At 31.3% G+C, this 22,399-nt stretch carries 16 protein-coding genes; 8 read left to right on the top strand and 8 right to left on the bottom strand.

Annotated elements, in window-relative coordinates; all coding sequences use genetic code 11:
- Positions 1-150: 150 nt before the first annotated feature.
- Entirely contained in the window at positions 151-777 is a 627-nt protein-coding gene (trhA, locus tag BT151_RS08535; RefSeq protein ID WP_072401378.1) for a PAQR family membrane homeostasis protein TrhA, read from the bottom strand.
- Positions 777-1,460, bottom strand: coding sequence for a DUF4294 domain-containing protein (locus BT151_RS08540; protein WP_072401379.1), 684 nt, complete (start codon positions 1,458-1,460; stop codon positions 777-779). Before BT151_RS08540 ends, trhA begins: the two co-directional genes overlap by 1 nt.
- Before the next feature lie 102 nt (positions 1,461-1,562).
- Here BT151_RS08540 and BT151_RS08545 point away from each other — a divergent pair, with 102 nt between their 5' ends.
- The 8 genes from BT151_RS08545 to BT151_RS08580 all read left to right on the top strand — a co-directional run bounded on the left by BT151_RS08545 (position 1,563) and on the right by BT151_RS08580 (position 11,751).
- Positions 1,563-2,651, top strand: coding sequence for a M42 family metallopeptidase (locus BT151_RS08545; RefSeq protein WP_072401380.1), 1,089 nt, complete (start codon positions 1,563-1,565; stop codon positions 2,649-2,651).
- Between the two features lie 145 nt (positions 2,652-2,796).
- Positions 2,797-3,351, top strand: a complete 555-nt coding sequence (locus BT151_RS08550) for an NUDIX hydrolase (RefSeq protein ID WP_072401381.1) — start codon at positions 2,797-2,799, stop codon at positions 3,349-3,351.
- Entirely contained in the window at positions 3,352-4,026 is a 675-nt protein-coding gene (locus tag BT151_RS08555) for a PrsW family intramembrane metalloprotease (RefSeq protein ID WP_072401382.1), read from the top strand.
- Positions 4,027-4,172: 146 nt separating this feature from the next.
- Positions 4,173-4,658, top strand: a complete 486-nt coding sequence (locus BT151_RS08560; protein WP_072401383.1) for an acyl-CoA carboxylase biotin carboxyl carrier protein subunit — start codon at positions 4,173-4,175, stop codon at positions 4,656-4,658.
- Positions 4,659-4,689: 31 nt separating this feature from the next.
- Complete coding sequence (gene accC, locus BT151_RS08565) at positions 4,690-6,129, top strand: acetyl-CoA carboxylase biotin carboxylase subunit (RefSeq protein ID WP_072401384.1); 1,440 nt, start codon at positions 4,690-4,692, stop codon at positions 6,127-6,129.
- 8 nt (positions 6,130-6,137) lie between these two features.
- Positions 6,138-7,688: an acyl-CoA carboxylase subunit beta gene (locus BT151_RS08570; RefSeq protein WP_072401385.1), complete on the top strand. Its 1,551-nt coding sequence runs from the start codon at positions 6,138-6,140 to the stop codon at positions 7,686-7,688.
- A gap of 172 nt (positions 7,689-7,860) precedes the next feature.
- Positions 7,861-8,787 (top strand): serine hydrolase, encoded by a 927-nt coding sequence (locus BT151_RS08575; RefSeq protein ID WP_072401386.1) that lies wholly within the window; start codon positions 7,861-7,863, stop codon positions 8,785-8,787.
- A gap of 135 nt (positions 8,788-8,922) precedes the next feature.
- The gene (locus BT151_RS08580; protein WP_072401387.1) at positions 8,923-11,751 is read left to right on the top strand and encodes an Npt1/Npt2 family nucleotide transporter; all 2,829 of its coding nucleotides are present in this window, start codon (positions 8,923-8,925) and stop codon (positions 11,749-11,751) included.
- Here the strand turns inward: BT151_RS08580 and BT151_RS08585 are convergent.
- The 6 genes from BT151_RS08585 to BT151_RS08610 form a co-directional block, all read right to left on the bottom strand.
- On the bottom strand, positions 11,738-12,688 hold the full coding sequence (locus tag BT151_RS08585; RefSeq protein ID WP_072402608.1) for a TerC/Alx family metal homeostasis membrane protein: 951 nt from the start codon (positions 12,686-12,688) through the stop codon (positions 11,738-11,740). The genes BT151_RS08580 and BT151_RS08585 overlap by 14 nt on opposite strands.
- A 1-nt stretch (position 12,689) precedes the next feature.
- The gene (locus BT151_RS08590; protein ID WP_072401388.1) at positions 12,690-13,949 is read right to left on the bottom strand and encodes a serine hydrolase; all 1,260 of its coding nucleotides are present in this window, start codon (positions 13,947-13,949) and stop codon (positions 12,690-12,692) included.
- Between the two features lie 6 nt (positions 13,950-13,955).
- The gene (locus tag BT151_RS08595) at positions 13,956-16,856 is read right to left on the bottom strand and encodes a PEP/pyruvate-binding domain-containing protein (protein WP_072401389.1); all 2,901 of its coding nucleotides are present in this window, start codon (positions 16,854-16,856) and stop codon (positions 13,956-13,958) included.
- A gap of 85 nt (positions 16,857-16,941) precedes the next feature.
- A complete protein-coding gene (locus tag BT151_RS08600) occupies positions 16,942-18,894 on the bottom strand; it encodes a hypothetical protein (protein WP_072401390.1) in 1,953 nt (650 codons plus the stop codon).
- Positions 18,872-19,894 carry a glycosyl hydrolase gene (locus BT151_RS08605; RefSeq protein WP_084647908.1) on the bottom strand — a complete coding sequence of 341 codons (1,023 nt, stop codon included), beginning with the start codon at positions 19,892-19,894 and terminating at the stop codon, positions 18,872-18,874. The genes BT151_RS08600 and BT151_RS08605 overlap by 23 nt, the downstream gene beginning before the upstream one ends.
- Positions 19,881-22,379, bottom strand: coding sequence for a glycoside hydrolase family 9 protein (locus BT151_RS08610; protein ID WP_072401391.1), 2,499 nt, complete (start codon positions 22,377-22,379; stop codon positions 19,881-19,883). Before BT151_RS08610 ends, BT151_RS08605 begins: the two co-directional genes overlap by 14 nt.
- Between the last annotated feature and the right edge of the window lie 20 nt (positions 22,380-22,399).

The following is a 22,399-nucleotide window of genomic DNA, read 5'->3' on the forward strand; positions in this document are numbered from 1 at the left end:
TAGATTTTTATGTAAGACGTTAAATATAAAACAGCCGTTATATCTATTCTTCTGTAATTTAAATTGAACAATAAACGAAGTTAGCTTTTTAAATTCAAAAAAAACAATATTATACTACTGAAAAACAGCAGTTTATTGAAGATTTTATTTTTAAACTACATAGAAGAAAATCATAAAGAAATGAAAAATGGCTCCTGCAAGAACAAATAAATGCCAAATTACGTGGTTATAAGGAATCTTTTCTATGGCATAAAATATAATACCAACCGTATATGATAAACCACCTGCAAATAAGAATAAAATTCCGTTATCACCTATAGAGTTAGATAAATTTGAAAAATCAAAAATTATTAGCCAACCCATTACTAAATACAATAAAGTAGAAAAAATTTCGAACCGTCCTGTAAAAAAAAGTTTTAAAACCACACCAAAAGCAGCAATACCCCAAACGGACCAAAATAATGTCCAACCTAAACTTTGATCTAATGAAATTAAACATACTGGTGTATAAGTACCTGCAATTAAAAAATAGATACTAATATGATCTACAATTCTAAAATAATGCTTTCGCTTTTCACCTTTTACAGCATGATAAAATGTTGAGGCACTAAACAGTATAATTATAGTAATACCATATACAATAACACTAAACAGGCTCCAATCTGTTTTATCTGTGTTATGTGTTATGAGAAGTACCAAAGCTATAATACCAAACAAAGCACCAATAGCATGCGATAGGGCATTTAACTTTTCTTCAAAAGGAGTTTGAATGCGCATTAATCTTTTTTAGGTTCTTCGTTATTTAACCATTTGTTAGCTAAATCGTAAAAATCGAATTTTATAGCAGATTCTTGACGCTCTAAAATACCACTTTGGAAATTTCGTTGTAAAATATCTTCAATTAAATAATCTTCCTTTTCATTAAATGGATCAAACTCTCTTTTTAATGAAATATCAAACATACTTGCTGTTGTATTATACCAAAAGGCACGCCACCCGCTACGAAGCTCTTTAATTAAATCAAAAGCTGTAGTTCCTGTTTGTCTGTGAATTAGTTTTACTAAAATTTGTCCTTCTGTACGTGTTAGCTTTTTTAATTCAGCAGAAAACTCACCTTCAATATATTTTTGAACGCGCTTAGTGTAACGTTTTTTATCACGATTCTTTTTTAAAGTAGCCATTCTTGCATTCATAGAATCTAATCGTTGTGCAGCAAGTTTAGCATATGGATATACTTTTATGGTTTTTCGCCTTAATATTAGGTAACGAATACGGTCTTCTCTACTATCAAACTTAAGTTTGTGTAGAAGCATAACTTCATCTAAATCAATTGAAGTATGTGGAACTGAATCGCCCTCAATAATAACATACTCAACTGCTATGGAATCTTGCTCAATTTCAATTATTTGAGCAGTGAGTAAAAAGGGAAATAATATGAATAAATATTTTAAAAAGTTCATTTATAAAACACTGGAGCATTTAACATGCCAAAATTACTAATTTACTCAGTGTAAACCATTTTTTTCTATTTATATTATTAATTTAGTGCAAAACTTTTATAAATGGCAAACAAGAGCATTCTTAACAAAAAGTCTATGGACTTTTTAGAAAAATATTTAAATAATGCAGCACCAACAGGATATGAATGGACGGGGCAAAAAATATGGATGGATTACCTAAAACCATATGTTGATGAATTCATTACAGACACTTACGGAACTGCAGTTGGTGTTATAAACCCAAAAGCAAAATACAAAGTTGTTATTGAAGGGCATGCTGATGAAATTTCCTGGTATGTTAATTATATTTCAGACAACGGACTAATTTATGTGATTAGAAATGGAGGTAGTGACCACCAAATTGCACCAAGTAAAATTGTAAATATCCATACTAAAAATGGTATTATAAAAGGTGTTTTTGGTTGGCCAGCAATACATACAAGAGATAAAGCTAAAGAAGAAACTCCAAAACCTGATAACATTACTATTGATGTTGGCGCAAAAGATAAAGAAGAAGTAGAAAAAATGGGGATTCATGTAGGATGTGTTATTACATACCCAGATGAATTTCACATACTAAACGGAGACAAATTTGTTTGTCGTGCATTAGATAACCGTATGGGTGGTTTTATGATTGCAGAAGTAGCTCGTTTACTTAAAGAAAATAAAAAAACGTTGCCTTTTGGACTTTACATCACTAATTCCGTTCAAGAAGAAATTGGTTTACGTGGTGCAGAAATGATTAGCCAAACCATTAAACCAAATGTGGCTATTGTTACCGATGTAACACATGATACCACTACCCCAATGATTGAGCGTAAAAAAGAAGGACATTTAGAAATTGGACTTGGTCCTGTAGTCGCTTATGCGCCTGCTGTACAACAAAAACTTCGTGATTTAATTACTGAGACTGCTGAAGCTAAAAAGATTCCGTTCCAACGTTCTGCACTATCAAGAGCTACTGGGACAGATACCGATGCCTTTGCTTACAGTAATGGTGGCGTTGCCTCGGCTTTAATTTCGCTACCACTTCGTTACATGCATACCACAGTAGAAATGGTACATAAAGATGATGTTGAGAACGTAATTAAACTAATTTACGAAACACTTTTAAACATTAAAGACGGCGAAACGTTTAGTTATTTTGAGTAATATTTAAAATTTAAAGTCATTGCGAAGGAGGTACAACGCAGTAATCTTTTTATTGCTTAACTTATAAGCCAGTTTTAACTGTAAAGATTTAATTAAAAAGATCACTTCAGTCATAATTTCTTCGCAATGACCTTATTTTATAAAAATGGATGAATACATAGACATTGTAACTAAAGAAGGCAAACCAACTGGGAAGTCTGAACTTAAATCAATTATCCATCAAAAAGGATATTACCACCATACAGCACATATTTGGTTTTATACTGTTGATAGTCAAATTTTACTATCACAACGTTCTTCAAAAAAAAGTATTTGTCCGTTAATGTGGGATGTCTCAGTTGCTGGACATATAGATGCAGGAGAAACAGCAGAAGAAGCGGCAACCAGGGAAACTAGCGAAGAAATTGGATTAACTATTTCTGAAAAGGATTTAAAAAAAATAGGTGTTTTTGAATGTTTCCAATCTTATGAAAACGACATTCATGATAATGAGTTTCATAATACATTTATAGCAGAATTAAAAGTTCCTATTTCGCAATTAATACTTCAAGAAGAAGAAGTTGAAGCTTTAAAACTTGTGACTTTTGATAAGTTTAATGAACTGATTGATAACATTGGTAATAACCATAACCATTTTGTGCCTTCAAACAAAACTTATTACGAATTTATTTTACAAATGATTCAAAAAACATTGAGCTAGATGACATTATTGCTTACAGCAGTTACTCCAGTATTCATAATCATGTTATATATTTATTTCAAGGATAAATATGAAAAGGAGCCTAAGCAATTAATTATATATAATTTCTTATTAGGTGCTTTTTTTAGTATAATCGTTACGACCGTTCTTTATTATGTTTTTGATATTGTGCTACCTCTTACAAACCATACAAGTATCTTTCAGCAATTCATAAAGGCTTTTTTTGTAGTTGGTTTAACTGAAGAATTTAGCAAATACATAATTGTACGTTATTTTGCTCAACCCAATAAAGCATTTAATGAGCCTTTTGATGGGATTGTGTATGCCGTTATGGTATCGATGGGTTTTGCTGCTACCGAAAACATTTTTTATGTATTAGAAGGTGGTTATCAAACCGCATTATTAAGAGCTTTCACAGCTGTTCCTGCACACGCTACTTTTGGAATTTTGATGGGCTATTATATGGGTAAAGCTAAATTTTCAAACAATAGAATTGTTTTAAATTTAGCTGGTTTATTACTAGCCATAATTTTTCATGGCGCTTACGACTTTTTCTTGTTTATAGACTTCGTACCTGGTATTTGGGTTGGTGCATTTGTGTCCTTATTTATTGGCATTATTTTATCAAGAAAAGCCATTAAAAAACATCAAGCGAATTCTAATTTTAATATTTAGTCACAATTTTTAAATCTATGATTAATCTCATAGATTACACCTTTATTTTTCAATACTTTTATTTGGTTTTATACTTAGATTTTTTTTTAAAATAAAACCTACCTTATAAAATTCTTATATTTACTAACAACTAATCTAACACGCAAATGAGTAAGATTTTTAAAGCCACAGTAAATAACAGTATAGATTTTGAAATTAATGAAAGTGATATTTCAAAGCTTGATGCATTAAAAGTTTCAGAGTCTAAATATCACATTATTCAAAACCATAAATCTTATAAAACTGAAATCACCAAAACCAATTTCAACAGTAAATCATATCAAGTAAAAGTTAACAACAATACTTATAACATCAACATATTTAACAACTTAGATTTACTTATAAAAGATATGGGATTTACAATTGGTGCTGCCAAACATGTTAATTCAATTAAAGCACCAATGCCTGGTTTAATTTTAGAAATTAATATAAAAGTAGGCCAAGAAGTTAAAGAAAATGATTCGTTATTAATTTTAGAAGCTATGAAAATGGAAAACATTCTTACCTCACCAAGAGATGGTGTAATTAAATCTATTTCTGCAAATAAAGGTGATGCTGTTGAAAAAAATCAGTTGTTAGTTGAATTCGAATAAAACCTCCTTCTTCAAAGGAAAACACATTTTCATGAAAAAAATATTAATTGCAAATCGAGGTGAAATTGCCATAAGAGTAATGAAAACCGCTCAAAAAATGGGCATTAAAACCGTTGCTGTTTTTTCTACCGCCGATAGAAATGCACCGCATGTAAAATTTGCTGATGAAGCCGTTTGTATTGGTAAACCGCCATCAAATCAATCGTATTTAAGAGGTGATAAAATTATAGAAGTTGCTAAAGCATTGCATGTAGATGCGATACATCCTGGATATGGTTTTTTAAGTGAAAATGCCGCTTTTGCTGAGTTATGTGAAAAAAATAATATCATTTTTATAGGTCCGCGTTCTAAAGCCATAAAAATTATGGGAAGTAAATTGGCAGCCAAAGAAGCTGTAAAACAATATAATATTCCTATGGTTCCAGGCATTGACGAAGCTATAACAGATGCTAATAAAGCTAAGGTTATTGCAAAAGAAATTGGATTTCCAATTTTAATAAAAGCCTCTGCTGGCGGAGGTGGAAAAGGAATGCGTGTTGTTGAGAAAGAAAGTGATTTAGAATCTCAAATGAACCGAGCTATTAGTGAAGCTACTTCAGCTTTTGGGGATGGTTCTGTCTTTATTGAAAAATACGTAACCTCTCCTCGTCATATAGAAATACAGGTTATGGCAGATAGTCATGGTCATGTATTGCACTTCTTCGAGCGTGAATGTAGTATACAACGCCGTCATCAAAAAGTAGTTGAAGAAGCGCCTTCATCTGTATTAACTCCAGAATTAAGAAAAAAAATGGGAGAAGCTGCTATAAAAGTTGCAAAGTCTTGTGATTATCTGGGAGCAGGAACTGTGGAGTTTTTATTGGATGAAAAACATAATTTCTACTTCTTAGAAATGAATACGCGTTTACAGGTTGAACACCCTGTTACCGAGTTAATTTCGGGTGTCGATTTGGTTGAACTTCAAATTCGTGTGGCTCGAGGCGAAGCACTTCAAATGAAGCAAGACGATTTAAAAATTAATGGTCATGCTCTAGAATTGCGTGTGTATGCTGAAGATCCTTTAAATAACTTTCTTCCTAGTGTGGGACATTTAGATGTTTATAAGCTTCCTGTTGGAGAAGGGATAAGAGTTGATAATGGTTTTGAAGAAGGCATGGATATTCCTATTTATTATGATCCTATGCTTTCAAAATTAATTACATACGGTAAAACACGTGAAGAAGCTATTCAATTGATGGTAAAAGCTATTGAAGATTATCATGTTGAAGGCGTTCAAACTACATTGCCTTTTGGTAAATATGTTTGTGAGCATGAAGCCTTTAAATCTGGAAATTTTGACACTCATTTTGTGAAAAATTATTATTCACCAGAGGCTTTAAAAGAACAAACAGAGCAAGAAGCTAAAATTGCTGCTTTAATTGCAGTAAAACAATATATCGAAGATCAAAAATTATTGCGTTTACCTAACTAAAAATATAGATGGACTCAAAAGAAAATAAAATAAACAAGTTAAACGAGCGTATTAATAAAGCCCATTTAGGTGGCGGAAAAAAACGTATTGGTAAACAACATGCAAAAAAGAAATTAACAGCAAGAGAACGTGTTAATTATTTAATGGATGAAGGCTCTTTTGAAGAAATTGGCATTCTAGTTACTCACAGAACCACCGATTTTGATATGGAAAAGGAAATCTATTTTGGTGATGGTGTAATTACTGGTTATGGTACAATAAATGGCAGATTGGTTTATGTTTATGCTCAAGATTTTACTGTTTTTGGTGGTGCTTTATCTGAAACTCACGCCGAAAAAATATGCAAAATCATGGATTTGGCTGTTAAAGTTGGAGCACCAATAGTTGGATTGAATGATTCTGGTGGTGCAAGAATTCAAGAAGGTGTTCGCTCGCTTGGTGGTTATGCCGATATATTTTATAGAAACGTACAAGCATCTGGTGTTGTTCCGCAAATATCTGCAATTATGGGTCCATGTGCGGGTGGAGCAGTATACTCTCCAGCAATGACAGATTTTACTATGATGGTAGAAAATACAAGTTACATGTTTGTAACCGGACCTAATGTTGTAAAAACCGTCACAAACGAAGAAGTTACTAGTGAAGAATTAGGTGGTGCATATACACATGCATCAAAATCTGGAGTAGCACATAAAACTTCTACTAATGATGTAGAATGTTTAGAAGACTTAAAAAAATTATTAAGCTACTTACCACAAAATAACAAAGAAACACCTAGTAAATTAGATTATAATTTAAATGATGAAGTAAGAACTGTTTTATCTGATATTGTACCAGACAATGCTAATAAACCTTATGATATGCATGAGGTAATTGCAGGTATTATTGATGACCATTCCTTTTATGAAATCCATAAAGATTATGCAGAAAACATTATTGTTGGTTTTGCGCGTTTAGGAGGAAGAAGTGTTGGTATTATTGCCAATCAACCAATGTTTTTAGCAGGTGTTTTAGATGTAAATAGTTCTAAAAAAGCTGCACGTTTTACACGTTTTTGCGATTGTTTTAATATTCCAATATTAGTTTTGGTTGATGTCCCAGGTTTTTTACCAGGAACAGACCAAGAATGGAATGGTATTATTGTACATGGCGCTAAACTTTTATATGCTTTAAGTGAAGCAACAGTACCTAGAGTTACCGTTATTACCAGAAAAGCCTATGGTGGTGCTTATGATGTTATGAACTCCAAGCATATTGGAGCCGATTTAAATTACGCTTGGCCTGGTGCAGAAATCGCCGTTATGGGAGCTAAAGGTGCCAGTGAAATTATTTTTAGAAGAGAAATAGCTGCTGCTGACAATTCTGAAGAAAAACTAGCTGAAAAAGAAGCTGAATATGCTGAAAAATTTGCTAATCCATATAGAGCTGCTAGCCGTGGTTTTATTGATGAAGTAATCTTACCAGAAAACACTAGACGCAAACTAATTAAGGCATTCTCAATGCTTGAAGATAAAAAAGTTGATAGACCAAAACGCAAGCATGGAAACATACCTTTATAGTTAGAAGGTTTAAATTTTTTATTTTTAAAATTTTAACAGTTATTAAAATCTAAAAGGGTGAAATAACTCGTATTTATTCACGTTTTAGTTTTTAAAGAATTAGAAACTTTAACACTTTAACAATCCACATTATAAATACTTTTGTCTATATTCTAATAACTATAATTAAGAAATGAAAATAAATGCTTTTTCCTTATTACTATTCATGGTATTTAACCTTACTCTACATGCACAAAAAGGTTTACCCATTCAAGTAAGTGATTCACAAATTAAGCCTTTATCATCATTTTCTAATGCAACACTTCAAAAAAGTCTAGAAAAGGAATTAAAAGCTAATCCTGAATGGAAAAATTTGATATCTCAAAAAAAGATGTCTGTTGGAATAGTAGATTTAAGTAATCCTGAAAAAGTAAGATACGCTAGCATTAATGGCAATTATATGATGTATGCTGCTAGCTTACCTAAAATCGCTATACTTCTATCGGCTATGGATGCTATAGAAAAAGGAGAACTAAAAGAAACTGCTGATGTAAAAAATGACATGAAAATTATGATTAGCAAATCTGATAATCATGCAGCAACAAGAATGATTGATAGACTTGGTTATGAAAAAATTGAATCTGTAATGACAGATCCAAAATATAAGTTTTATGATGAAAACAAAGGTGGAGGCCTTTGGGTAGGAAAACGTTATGGTGGTGGCGGTAAAACTAATAGAGAACCAATTAAAAATTTAAGTCATGCAGCAAGCGTAAACCAAGTTTGTAGATATTATTATTTATTAGCTCATGGTAAATTGGTAAATCAAAAAAGATCCAAACAAATGTTAGACATTATGGGTAACCCAGATTTACATCATAAATTTGTTAGTACTTTAGATAAAATCGCTCCAAATGCTCATTTATTTAGAAAATCTGGGTCTTGGCAAACGTACCACTCAGATTCTATATTAGTATGGGGAAATGATCCTAGTAGACGCTATATATTAGTCGCATTAATAGATGATTCTAATGGTGAACAAATTATAAGAGACCTTGTAAAACCTATTGAAAAAGTTCTAAAAAACAAAGTGTCTACAAATTCAATAGCTTTAAATTAAATAAGTTTATTCTTAAGCTTTTATAAAAGTATGTTATTTAACTATTTTTAGTTAAAATCAATATACAATGTATTAGCTTTGTGATATAATTAAAAGAAAAGCATCACAAAGTATCCTGCAAAATTGAACCTCCCAATGTCAATTATTAAAACGCTTAAATTATACATTCTTAAGGCTTTCGATTTAAAGGAAGAGGAATTAAATAAAACACTTTTATTACAGCTTAATATTTTTATTATTATTACATGTCTATTAATAATAAAACCTACTATAAATTCTTTATTTCTGTCTGAACTCACATCAGATGCTTTACCACTAGGTTATGTTTTAACAGCAATTGTTGCTATAATAGGTTATCATTTTTATGATAAAGCTTTAGAGAAATACCCTTTAAATATTGTTATAGACCGCACGCTTATTGGTTCAATAATTTCTTTAATTCTATTTGCTTTTGCTTTTTCATTTAAACTAAATAATGGTTTTCTTTTATACATTCCTTATGTGTGGGTTGCTATATTTGGTTTATTAACAGCATCCCAATTCTGGATTTTAGCAAACTTGGTCTACAATGTAAGAGAGGCCAAAAGAGTTTTTGGTTTTATAGGAGCTGGTGCCATTGCTGGTGGTATTTTTGGAGGCTATTTAACATCACTATTAACACGCTTTTTTAACTCTGAACATTTATTATTTATAGCCGCACTTTTATTAGCTATTTGTATTCCAATAACTAGATACATATGGAAATATGAAGTTGAAAAGCTTAATCCTTTTCAAGTTTCTTTAAGAACTAGCCCAAAAAGTGAGTCCCCAATAAAACTTATAAAACAATCTAAGTTATTAAGTTTAATAGCTGTTGTAATTGGCATTAGTGTTTTAGTCGCCAAATTAGTTGATTATCAATATAGTGACTACGCTTCAAGACTTATAAATGATCCTGATGAATTAACATCCTTTTTTGGGTTTTGGTTTTCTACATTGAGTGTTATTTCTTTATTGATTCAGTTATTTTTAACTAAGCGAATAGTTGGTACCTTTGGTGTTGGAAAGTCCTTACTTTGGTTACCTTCTGGAATTCTTGTAGGTTCAATTTTATTGCTTTTAATTCCTCAATTGTGGGTTATTGTATTTATTAAAATTGTAGATGGTAGTTTAAAACAATCTGTAAATAAAGCATCAACAGAGTTGCTTTCTATTCCTATTCCTATTGAAATTAAAAAGAAAACAAAAACATTTACAGATGTTGTAATAGATAGTATTGCAACAGGATTAGCTGGCTTTATACTTATCTTTTTTATTAACGGATTAAATATTTCTTCAACATATATTAGTTTAATAATTATTAGCCTAATATGTGTTTGGCTATATTTTATTTATCATTTAAAAAACGAATATATTATTGCTTTTAAAGGGTTATTAGAAGATTCATCAGTTAAAAAAGAGAAAACAAACAAGAAAGAAATTAAAGTCACTTCTATTGTAAATACCGTTATTAATGTACTTCAAAATGGTAATAAAAAACAAGTTTTACACATGTTACAAAAAACTCTTGAAGTAAAAGATGAGCGCTTTTTTTTCGCAATAAAAGAACTCTTAAATCACCCTTCTGCAAAAATTAAGTTTTTAGCTATTGAAAACCTATACTTTTTAAAGTCGGAAAATTTATGCGACACCATAGAACCGATGGTTTATAATGTAGACCAAGAAGTAACCACTGCCGCTTTTAGATACTTATCAAAACATTATAAGAAAAATACCGTTGAGCTTTTTAATACTTATTTAAATATTGAAGATAAAACCATAAAAAATGCTGCTTTAATTGGGTTGTCTTTAGAATTACGAAATAATGTATCTCTTCAAAATAAGTTTAGCTTAGAACAAAGAATTGAAAGTGCTTTGACTGAATATAATCAGCTACAAAATGAAGAAGACAAAACATATAAAATTCATGCTATCCTCGAGAGTATAGGAAATGCACGTATTCAAAAATTCTATGATGTTATAAAAAATAATTTGGAATCAAAAAATCTAAATATTCTTAAAACAGCTATTTATAGTGCTTCAAAAACTTTAGATGAACAATTTGTAAACTTAATCATCCCACATTTAACAGATAAAGACACCAGAAAAGATGCTGTTGATGCTCTTTTCCTATTTGGAGAACCTATAATAGAAATACTTTATAAGAATGTTAAGTTTGAATTTATAGATATTGAAGATGCACCTTATGTGATTTCTGTTATCGAAAAGTTTGCATCACAAAAAGCAATAAATACTTTAATAAAATTAACCACCGATACCGAACATACTATTAAAATTGAAGCTATTGAAGCTTTAAAACGCTTAAAATGGAAATACCCAAATCTCATTATAAAAGACCATTTTATTGTTAGTAAAATTATTGATGAATGTTATTTGTATCAAAATACTTTGTCTGTAATTCATTCGCAAATCGTTATACAATACAAAAAGAATGCTGAAAATCCTGAAACCAAAGACGAAAATCAAGCAAGAAAATCGCTTATAAACTTGCTAGAACAACGTTTAGACAGACAATTACAACGCATATTTAGGTTTTTAGGCATTAAATACCCACCACATGATGTTGATCCTATTTTAAATTCCATTTTAAATGGTAAAGAAGAACAACGAATACATGCTATCGAGTTTTTGGACAACCTTTTAGACAAACAACTTAAAAAAGAGCTAATCCCTGTTGCAGAATCTGCACTATATGAAACCAATTCTGAAGAAAAAATAAAGAAGCTAAATTTAAAAATTTTAAGTGAAACAGAATGTTATCACGAATTATTAAAACGAAAAGACGTAAAACTTAAATTAGCAGTTTTATACCTTATAGAGAAATCTAAAAATCTAAAATTTAATTCACTTTTAGAAATGGTAATAGAGACCGATTCTAATGAAAAAATAAGGCAAAAAGCAAGTAAAACACTTAATCATCTTTAATGTTTTTTTTTGATTTTAAGGAAACTAAAACACCCAAAAATAAAGCAAAGAAAATAAAAGTAAGTGAAACCCATTCAGGGAATTTATAACTATGTGATAATAATAATTTCACACCAACAAAGCTTAAAATAGCAACCAAACTATACTTTATATAAATAAATTTACTTGTCATATTACTCAAAAAGAAATACATAGAACGCAACCCTAATATGGCCAAAATATTAGAACTAAATACAATAAAAGGATTAGTAGTAATTGCTAAAATTGCTGGAATACTATCAAAAGCAAAAAGCACATCTGTAAATTCTATTAAAATTAACACTAAAAATAATGGTGTTGCCACAAGTAAGTGTTTTTTCCTTATAAAAAAATATTCACTCTCAACAGTTGATGATATAGGTATAATTTTTCCTAAAACTCTATATAAAAATCCTTTTTTAGGGTTAAACTCATTATCTTCTTTAGAAAAGAATAATTTAATTGCAGTAAATATTAAGAAAATACCAAACAGATAGGTTATCCATTCAAATTTTATAAAAAGGGTAACACCAAAGAATATCATGAGTGCCCTAAAAACAATAGCCCCTATAATTCCCCAAAACAGTACTCTATGTTGGTGTTTTTGAGGGATTTTAAAGGATGAAAAAATAACTGCAATAACAAAAATATTATCTATACTTAAAGATAATTCAATTAAATAACCGGTTATATACTTTAATGAAGCATCAACAGGTGTTAAATTAGTGGGATTATCCACCCAATCGTTTTTAAAAATAATAAATATTAACAATGAAAAGCATAGAGCAATACTTATCCAAATAAGCGTCCATATTGAAGCTTCTTTTGTTGATATAATGTGAGGAGTTTTATTAAAAACACCTAAGTCAAGAGCAAGAAATAATAAAATAAACGAAATAAATATAACCCATATTATCATTTTATTTCCTAATAATTTTATCAATGCTTGCTGCAAGCATCATGTGGTCTGTTGCCGAATTTTTTCTAAGTACATTAGTCATTAAAACGACCATATAATTGCAATTATCTGGATGTTCAACTATAGCTACAGAATTCATAAAATTTTGTACATTTCCCATATATTTTCCGCAAACTTGCCCGTTACTTCTATCACATTTATACAAACTTCCCGACTTAAAATATACCGCAGCGTCTTTTAAAGCTGGTGATTGTGCATAACGGATACGGCGATCTGTCATATACATTAAACGTTTCATTTCTAAACTAGACTCTTCATCAATAACATTTCCTTGTTCTAATTGAACTAAAAATTTCATTAAGCCTAAAGTGGTCCCAATACTACCTCCTTTATCTCCAACATAAGTATTAGCTCCTCTTGTAAAAAAACTACCTAAACGCCATTCGTCATGCGTTATTCCTAAATCGCGTAATGGTAAATTAACCACATCATTTCCTAAATCGGTAAGCTCCTTTTTTGGCGTTGTTTTAAAATAAGTATCAGCTTCTTCTGGAGTTAATTCTGGATATTTTTCACCAAAAGCTTGCATTAATAAAACCTCTCTCCAAACAATACTAGCAGCACCATTATTACTTACAGATAACATGTGATCTGCCCATTCAAAAAGCGTAAACACATCACTAGCAACTACTTGTCGCTTTACTAGCTTTTTAGTTTCTATATTATAAATAGGAATGGTATGCTCATCGGTTAAACCCCAAACACCTGCTTTTACTGATTTGTTTCTTAATAAATCTAAACGCTTTTCAAAATCATCTGGATAAATTTTAGCTAATTGATTAAACAAACCTGTTAGTACAGCTAATTTACCAACGCTTCCTGGTTGATAACCTGCTGTTTCATTACGTTGTGCAAAACGCACATGGTTAATATCTGAAATATCTAAAACAGCTAAAGAATAACTTCTATCTAAACCTCTAAATAACCCATTAATTTCTTTCTGAAAATCTTCATCTACTTTTAAATAGCATTTAACACTATCATTTTTTTTTGATAGTAAATTCAATTTAATATCCAGATAAGACTTCATAGCACCAACTGGTAATTTTGAAGTCTCAACAATCTCGCCACTTTTAATAAGTTCTAAACGTTTTAATCGTTTAATTCCTGTATGCTCATAACCATCAATAGGATAAAAAGTAAATATTGTAAATGAAGAACAAATAGTAAATATTAGGGTAATAATTAAAACCTTTTTCATAATGTCTTATAGTTTTTCTGAAAGCGAAATCACTTTGTTTTTATCAATTTTTGGCGTTATAGTTTCTAAATAGTCTGAACTTAAAGCCTTTTTGTTTTCTACAAACGGACGTATTTGAAACAACCACAATTTATTGTTCTTAAATCCAAGTTCTACATCATAAGCTCCCTTGTAATCAGAATGCGTTTCTTTAGGAAGTGTTTCTCTAATGGTTTTTGCTAACTCACGAATTTCATTAATATTTTGCTGATTTAAAACCGAAGTTTCAAACGTTGCTAATTTCTTTTCGGTGCCACCAGATATTGGTAAACTATTATAATATTGTTCTCTTGCTGGCGCTAAAAATCGTGTTCCACCATCAATTTTTATCAAATAGGTTTCTGCTGATTGTCCATCAACTGCACCACCTGCTCCTCGACTAAAAGCAACCGTTAAATCATCTTCATTACCGTTACTAATCCCCTTTGTTATAAGTACTCCCGAATAATCAACATCCACACTAGGAATCACTAAAATAGAAGGAAATACGTTTTCTGGATTTAATAAATATTTTTGACGCCATTTAAAACTACGCTCTGTATAAGGTGATGCCCAAACATCTTTTATACCATCAATAATCTTATTTTTATCCAAGACATTAAACAAGGTTAGATTTAATCCTGCACCTGTAAAATCTTTAAGATCTTCCATATTGGTATCACTTCTTAAAAATACTGGAATGTTACCCAAATCTGCACCTAAAATAGATGTAAAGTCTTTCTCCAATTGTGCAACAAACTTAGGATTTAAAGTCATTTCTTTAATTGCATTCCTAAGTGTTTCTAATTCCTTTAACTGGTAATTTTCAACCTCTGCCTCAGCTATTCCTTGAGAACGCATACCTTCTGCTTCTTTAAACATTGTGTTTAAAAACGTCCAATAAGACACAGTTTGATTTGGCATAGGTAAATTCATGTGTTCTCTAAAAATTCCGAAAGGAATGACCAAACCTTCTACAACTTGCTCTGGAAACATCTTTTTTAACTGTCCTAAATTTGCTGCTTTAGGCCCGCAAAGTTTACCAGAATCACTAGCATCAACACTTCTCAAATTAAGAATATTAGTTTCATTCAAAAGTATATTTTCAACGGGTACTTCTATTTTCTCTTCGTTACGCTCCTTTTTTGTAAAAAGTAAACGTTCGGTCTCAGTCATATCCTTTTCAAGCTTAATGATAATGTTTCCTTTATTAGAAACAGCATAAAAAACGTTTTGACTATTATACTTTTTTAAACTCTTCAAATTTGCATCAGAAAGTGCTGCATTTGGAATTCCTAAATTTCTTGCTAATAATTGAACATGTGACACCATATTACCTTCGGAAACGGTAGCAATTCCTGCAATTGGCTTCAAATCTGCGGGTGGACGCTGAAAAATATAAATTTTATCTGAATCCACTTCAATATCATCTGGAGAACCATCAACAACAACCAACTCTCCAAAAGCATAACCTGGATTTAAACCTCTAAAAGCACTTTGATTTGGAATATCCAATACTTTATTGGTTAACGATGATTCTAAAGCTATAAAATCGCCTAACTTCCCAACACTTTCTCCTAAATACAAGGCTACAGAACCTCTAATTTTATCATCTATAAATCCGTAAGTTTTAGGCTCGAAATTGGTATAAACATCAACAATATTTTGATAATTTGCTTTTACCATAGATGAGCTCCACTCTACTAAACTTCTTCCATTTTCCAAAACATGAGTTAAGGCATCTAACGTCATATTGTTTTCATCAGGAAATGGAGATTTTAAACTAATGGCATCCCATTCAGACATTTCAATATAACCAGAACCAGCAGTTGCCATACCTAAATAACAAATTTTAGTAAGCATTCCTTGCAAATTATCTGGCTCCCATTCCGGTGACATTTTAAAAATAATTTCTTCTAATTTTAAAGATATATCTAGAAGTTGTAAACGCCCTAGAGGACTTTTTACTTCTAAAAGAGATTCTCTTATATCTATTATTAATTGAGCTGTTTCTGGAATTAATGCAGACGCTTGTGTTTCTGATGAATTGCTTAGAATATAACTATTAATTTTTTCAGCAACTACAGTGTTTTTAAATAATGATGTTTTATTAGCCAAGGTCTTAATATCAATTGGTTTATAAAACTTAGTCATCGTTTTTATTAGCTCATCGACTTTATCTGTTTGAGATTTTGATAATTTTGAACTAAACTTTTCTTTAAACTCTTTTACTTTAGAAATATCTTTAAAATCTGGTTGACTATGAATTTTAACTCGTAAATCCATAAACGGAAGAAATTCATCTGAAATAACTTTAGATTGACTGCGTATTAATTGAGACAAATTATCATCTCCACTATGAGGAATATCTTTTAACGATTGGCGAATTAAGAAGTAATTTTTTTCAATATTAGCATCATTAGCTAATAACCACTTATAAAAATCGATGCCCCAAGCTTCTTCATCTTCAGATTGAATAGCACCTCTATAAAATTGTCCTTTTTCATTTATCCAACCATTATCAACAGCTCTTAAATATTTATCTAATTGATATTGCTTTAATCTGGAATGATTGTTTTTAGCATCCCAAAATTCGTCTTTATCTGTATAAGCCAAAATCTGACCTAAGTAAATTTGATTGTTTTTAGCTAATGCTACAACGTCGTCTTTATAACGCGCATGCTGAACTCCTGGTCCAATATTATCTGGACATGGGTCTTTAGGCTGTCTAATACTTCCATCAGTACAGAACCAACGGATATCTTTATAAGGTCCGCGAACGTCATTTTTATACTGACTAATTTGTGAAGCAATTTGCTCATTACTTATTTTTTGAGAAAAACCATTTGTAATGAAACAGACAAAAAAAAGTAAAATTAAATTTTTCATTTATAGATTTTAGGTACAATTTATTATACCAAAGATAATACCTATTTTAATTGAAAAAATTTGATTCTAAATTATTTATGAAAAACTATTTAGCAAATAAAGAAATAAAGCTTGCGCCTTCTAATTCAACTGAAAGTTCACCATTTTTAACTGGAACTGTTTTTACTTTCTGATAAGATTTCTGAATGTTAGTTACATATACCTCAGCAGATTTAATTTTAAGAGGTAAACCAGTAAGATTTGCTATTCTTGTAGCACCTTTGTTTACCAAATGAATTACATAATTCCCTTTTGAAGCATCTCCTAAAGCTGCACAAGTAACAGCATCATGTGTTGTAGTTATTGGAATTGCAAACAAACCTTTTGGTGTTTCTCCTAACTGTTTTAAGTTGAAAAAACGCTGTGTAGGATGTAATTCATCTTTTGTATTACCAAAAACACCACCGCCAGAAAGCACCGAATAATCTGATGTTAATTGCCACTGTAAAATAGTTTTTGGTTGCGATATGTTTAATATCTTTATATAAGCATCTATTTCATCTAAAGCGTAAGTTGGTTCCTCAAAAATTTGAGGGTAACGCCATCCACCTGCATCAATACTGCCTTCTCCAACAAACAATGGTTTATTGACACGGTTGGAAATATCGTGCCATTTTAAAAGGTTTTCATTTGTATAACCGCGCCATGAATGGAACGAAACACCGCCAATATAAGGTTGAGTTTCTGGATCTGTAGAACCTAAAGTTGTAAAATTCCAACCATTAGCATCGGCAGTATCGCCAAGAAAAAATTGAGTATCTAAACCTTGAGATTCTAAATACATTCCCATTTCCTTTATAAACTCGTTATGCTCTTTTGGTGTTTGACGAATTTCAATACCCAAATCGGCTTCATTAAAAGAAAACATAACCGTTTTAACGCTATACACTTCTTTTAAATATTTTATATATGATGCAATAGATTTATAAATGGCTTCTTTTTTAGTTAAATCTAAAGCATTCCCGCGTGTTCCATCTGGGTTTTCTCCTCTTGCTCTTTCTCCAATAATTGCCCAATCTGGTCCATACCAAGCAGCAAGTATAACAGGAATTCCCTTTTTATCTAAACGCTGAGCCATTTCCATGGCTGCTTTAACTTTAGGATGAATATTTCCTTTTTTTGCTTCTTCTATAGGGTTTTTATCTAAGTCTGGATGCCATAATTGCCATGGCATTTCTAATCTAGACCAAGCTACTCGTAAATTCTCTAAACAATAATCAATAACTTGTGGATCTACATTTGGGTTTTGTAATCTGAAGTTTCCACCAATACCATCAAAAGGTTGTCCTTGTTGTTTAGGAAATACTTTAAGATTTACTGGTTCTGTTTCAATATCTCCTGTTGCTGTAATATTAAATATATTACTAAAAACCTGGTTAGCTGTAACACTTTTTGATGCCATTAAAAACATGATTTCAAAACCAGATTTTGTTATGGTATCTGCTTTTATTGAAATAAATGTTTCATTTTTTAAATCAATATGCAGTTGTCTAGTATCAGCTTCAATTTTTATACTATTAGCTTTAACCAAAAATGATGATTTCATGGCTTCTTCAGAAAGTTTAATGTATTCTGGCTTTTCTGAACTTTTAAAACTAATTATTGTAGTTTCATCAAATTTCTTAGGTAAATTCAATCTAAAAAAAGCACCATTTATAATGGTATCAACTTTTGAAGAGAAATCAATAGCTATTTCTGCTTTACCTTTTTCTGGTGTTTTTATGGTTTGATTCCAACTTAAACTATCTATTTCATAACTAAAAATCTTTGCATCATCAACACGCTTAAAAAGGATTTTTTGCCCTTCTTTTACTGTAGCGCGTTCCTCGTTTAAAGTATCAATAACAACTAAGCTAGAATTGAATTCCATAAGTTGATTGTCTATTCTAATACCTGTTAAATTTCCCCAAGTGGTAAATTCTGTTTGTGCAAAATTGTTAACAGAATAAAGTGCTATAAACGTAATTAATAGTTGCTTAATTTTTAATTTGAACTTCATCTCTTGTAATGGTGTTTTTGTAATTATATATGCTTTTTACCCCTTCTTCTGTGTTTGCTGTTTCTAACCAATTAGACCAAACCATAAACCATGACCATTTTGGTTGCGCATCTAAAATATTAGTTTTTGGTAACTGTCCTACTTCACCTAAAGCAATAGGTTTGCCTTCGGCGAGTTTTAATAATTGTTCGTATTCGTTTTGCTCATAATCAAAATGATAAACATCAGTCGCTAGAATGTCAACATAATCATGTCCTGGATAAAAAAGATGATAATCAAACCCTTCATCTTGAGGAATATCTCTTGGTGCATTCGCATTCCAAACCCAAATTAAGTTATTTAACATATGATGATTTGTATAACGATCATACAATAACTGCCAAAGTTTGGAATAACCTTGGGCTCCTCTTTTATTTCCCCACCAAAACCAAACGCCATTCATTTCGTGATAAGGCCTCCAAAGAATAGGAATATGAGCTTCTTGCAATTGTTTTAAATAACCAGCAATATGGTCTATTTGAGCTAACCATCTTTTATGTAATGCGGTTCCTGGAGTAATTAAATCGTTCCATTCTTCATCGGTAATTTTATTTTGAACACTTTCTTTCCAACCAAAAGGTGCATCATCCATTGGTCTGCCAACGTGCCACATCAAAGTTATAATAGCGCCTTTTTTATACATTTTTTTAGCAGCTTCTACGACTCTATCTCCAGGATCTTCCCCGCTACTCCAATAAAAATCGGTTCCCCAAACTGCTGGATATTTACCCGAAATATTTTGAGCTTTATTATAAAATTGCTCCGAATCCCCATTATAACTATGTTGACCAGATAATATATTATCTCCTAAATGGCTTATATAATTATACAACGCTATGGCTTCTTTACTTGCGCTTTTATTGACTAGTTTATTATCAATTGTTTGGCTAAAACTAGTCGTAATTATAAAGACACATCCAATACCAGTTATTAAGAGTTGTTTCATTTTAATTCTTCTCATTTAATAGTTTGTTAGCCGCTAATATTAAAAACATATAATCTGTGGTTCCGCCACCTAAAACATATTCGGTTTGTTGCCATAAAAATGGCCATTCTAATAACTCCGGAAAATCTGGACGAATTAATGCGGTGCCGGAACCTATACCGCCAGGAATATATGAATGCTCACCACGATTTATACCATATGCTTGAGTTAATGAACGAGAACCAACACCTGATGCAAATGATGATGTATTTACGCCTGGATGAACGCCTAAAATAAAATTCATAGCGTTTATCATGTAGGTGTCTGGAAATATATCTGGAAAACTCGTGTGCAAATAGTATTGTTGCACCCCAAAACTTTGAATACCCCAACCAGCGCCCCAAATATTAGGTTTGTATGGCATTCCGTAAGGTGTTTCTTTACCTAACACTTTTACTTCTTGCATGTAATTTTTAACGGCTTTGTGTATGCTCGATTTAAATCCTTTATTTGAAATTAACTCTAATACAGGACCAACAATCCAACCTGTATTGCTAATGTTTTCTGAAATAACATTCGCATTTGCAACAAGAAAATCTGCATAGGTTTTGTCTTTTGTAGTTTTAAGTAATTCAACTGCTAAACGTACTTTTATTAAAGGATTTTCAGTTTTAGTAATATCCCATATTTCTCTTGCTATGGTTAAACAATCCTCTGCTAAAGCATCATTATAACCTCGTAAACTTCTTGAAGCTGCTGCTAAATCTGCTGCGGCTTCAAATTCTCTTCTTGGATTTTGCTCTGTAAACACCCAACGATCATCTGGTGCACCTGAAATTCCTTTTTCAATAGCTAAAGTATCAACATCTGATGCGTTAATCTCTTTTGAATAAATAGCGCCATCACTATGATTTACAGCATCACCTAATAAAATATACTGACGTTTATGCGGAACAATAATGCCTCTATAAAATCGCCCTAAAGATTTATATCCACCAACAACCGATAATGCGCCATGTTCTATTTGTTGTAAAATATCTGCTTTACCATCAGGTTGCAAAATCTCAACAGTTTTAGTGATTTGGTCTATAGTTGTATTATCATACTGTACATCAAACAATTCATAAATATGAGATAACCCACCAACTGTTGAAGCTTGCGATTCTACACGTAAATCATAATCGCCAGCATCGTGCCAACCACCAACATTTATTCCCGGAACATGTTCGCCAGACTTATATGTTGTCAAAGTTTCTGGACCTTGTAAATAGCCATCAAAATGATTATGATTTATTGGAGCCATTCTCGCATCATCTATATGACAGCGACCATGCCATACTTTATATCGATCATTTACACGCATGTGGCACATTTGTACAGGTAAAAAATATTCTAGTGTAGGTTGCCAAACTTCACGTTCATAAACATCGTCTGAAATTTGAAAAGCATGCGTAATTTCATTATTATATTTTACCACATACATGCCAGATTTGGTAATACCAGAAAAATCAAAATGATAATAACGATAACGTAAAAAATCTCCCCAAAGTTTTGGTGTTTCATTTAAAATTTCAGTAAATCCACCTTTATTATCAACTCTTAACAAACTTATTACACCTTTTACATTATCATTTTTATCGGTTTCTATAACTGCAATTTTAGACTGATTTGTATGATACCCAACTTGAGATACTTGCACAACAGATTTATAAGTATAATCTTTAACTACAGTTGGTGTTACAATCCATTCAATAGCATTTTTAGTAACCCCAGCGGGCACTAGTGAGCGTACAATAAACCAACCATTACTATGTTGCGCTCTACCATCTAATAATTGCAACTCATTGTTTTTTAAATTCTTTATACTAAGGGTTTGTTTTTGGTCTTCAGGTACAATTACTAACTCTTTACCAACTGCCATGGGTTTTAATTGAAAGGCTTGATTTGCATCATTATAACCAGGACCATTAGCTTGACGATTAAAAATCCCGAAGGTTTCATCCATATAATATGATTTCCCAAAAAGATATCCTGGAAACAATTCAATGTTCATGCCTACTTTACCAACCCATTCTGCTGGTAATGGTTCTTCTAAATCTACAGTAATTTTAAAAGATTTCCCTTCAGCTGTAACTTTTAAAATATATTTTATTTCCAAATCTGGATAAAAAATAGGATTGAATCCTTTTCCGTTTTTATCATCATCTGGATACTGCATTTTCACACTTATAGTTTGTGAATTTAAATCTACTTCTCGCTTTCCAACTTTAGGTACAGGTTGCCATTGCCCTGGTGTTGCCTCTAAACGTAAATCGCCATTTGTAGCAACACGAATACCATTCTGAATAATACCAACACCACCTTGATGACTCTCTGGATAAAAATCGTGTGCTAACATAACGTTCGCACCTCTCATTTCCAGATACTCTTGATCGTTTATTTTAAAAACATCATCGGTAACAGTTTGCGCATTTATAAAACTGAAAGTAAAAAATAAAAAAAAGTATAAATAAGACTTCATATAAAGAATTTAATTTTACG

Source organism: Flaviramulus basaltis, from assembly GCF_900114265.1.
GTDB classification, from domain to species: domain Bacteria; phylum Bacteroidota; class Bacteroidia; order Flavobacteriales; family Flavobacteriaceae; genus Flaviramulus; species Flaviramulus basaltis.

Excerpts from the sequence above, each read along its gene's own strand:
- BT151_RS08595 (WP_072401389.1), bottom strand. The coding sequence starts at position 16,856 with ATGAAAAATTTAATTTTACTTTTTTTTGTCTGTTTCATTACAAATGGT.
- accC (WP_072401384.1), top strand. The coding sequence starts at position 4,690 with ATGAAAAAAATATTAATTGCAAATCGAGGTGAAATTGCCATAAGAGTA.
- BT151_RS08580 (WP_072401387.1), top strand. The coding sequence starts at position 8,923 with ATGTCAATTATTAAAACGCTTAAATTATACATTCTTAAGGCTTTCGAT.
- BT151_RS08570 (WP_072401385.1), top strand. The coding sequence starts at position 6,138 with ATGGACTCAAAAGAAAATAAAATAAACAAGTTAAACGAGCGTATTAAT.
- BT151_RS08605 (WP_084647908.1), bottom strand. The coding sequence starts at position 19,894 with ATGAGAAGAATTAAAATGAAACAACTCTTAATAACTGGTATTGGATGT.
- BT151_RS08590 (WP_072401388.1), bottom strand. The coding sequence starts at position 13,949 with ATGAAAAAGGTTTTAATTATTACCCTAATATTTACTATTTGTTCTTCA.
- BT151_RS08555 (WP_072401382.1), top strand. The coding sequence starts at position 3,352 with ATGACATTATTGCTTACAGCAGTTACTCCAGTATTCATAATCATGTTA.
- BT151_RS08610 (WP_072401391.1), bottom strand. The coding sequence starts at position 22,379 with ATGAAGTCTTATTTATACTTTTTTTTATTTTTTACTTTCAGTTTTATA.
- BT151_RS08575 (WP_072401386.1), top strand. The coding sequence starts at position 7,861 with ATGAAAATAAATGCTTTTTCCTTATTACTATTCATGGTATTTAACCTT.
- BT151_RS08545 (WP_072401380.1), top strand. The coding sequence starts at position 1,563 with ATGGCAAACAAGAGCATTCTTAACAAAAAGTCTATGGACTTTTTAGAA.
- trhA (WP_072401378.1), bottom strand. The coding sequence starts at position 777 with ATGCGCATTCAAACTCCTTTTGAAGAAAAGTTAAATGCCCTATCGCAT.
- BT151_RS08550 (WP_072401381.1), top strand. The coding sequence starts at position 2,797 with ATGGATGAATACATAGACATTGTAACTAAAGAAGGCAAACCAACTGGG.
- BT151_RS08540 (WP_072401379.1), bottom strand. The coding sequence starts at position 1,460 with ATGAACTTTTTAAAATATTTATTCATATTATTTCCCTTTTTACTCACT.
- BT151_RS08560 (WP_072401383.1), top strand. The coding sequence starts at position 4,173 with ATGAGTAAGATTTTTAAAGCCACAGTAAATAACAGTATAGATTTTGAA.
- BT151_RS08585 (WP_072402608.1), bottom strand. The coding sequence starts at position 12,688 with ATGATAATATGGGTTATATTTATTTCGTTTATTTTATTATTTCTTGCT.
- BT151_RS08600 (WP_072401390.1), bottom strand. The coding sequence starts at position 18,894 with ATGAAGTTCAAATTAAAAATTAAGCAACTATTAATTACGTTTATAGCA.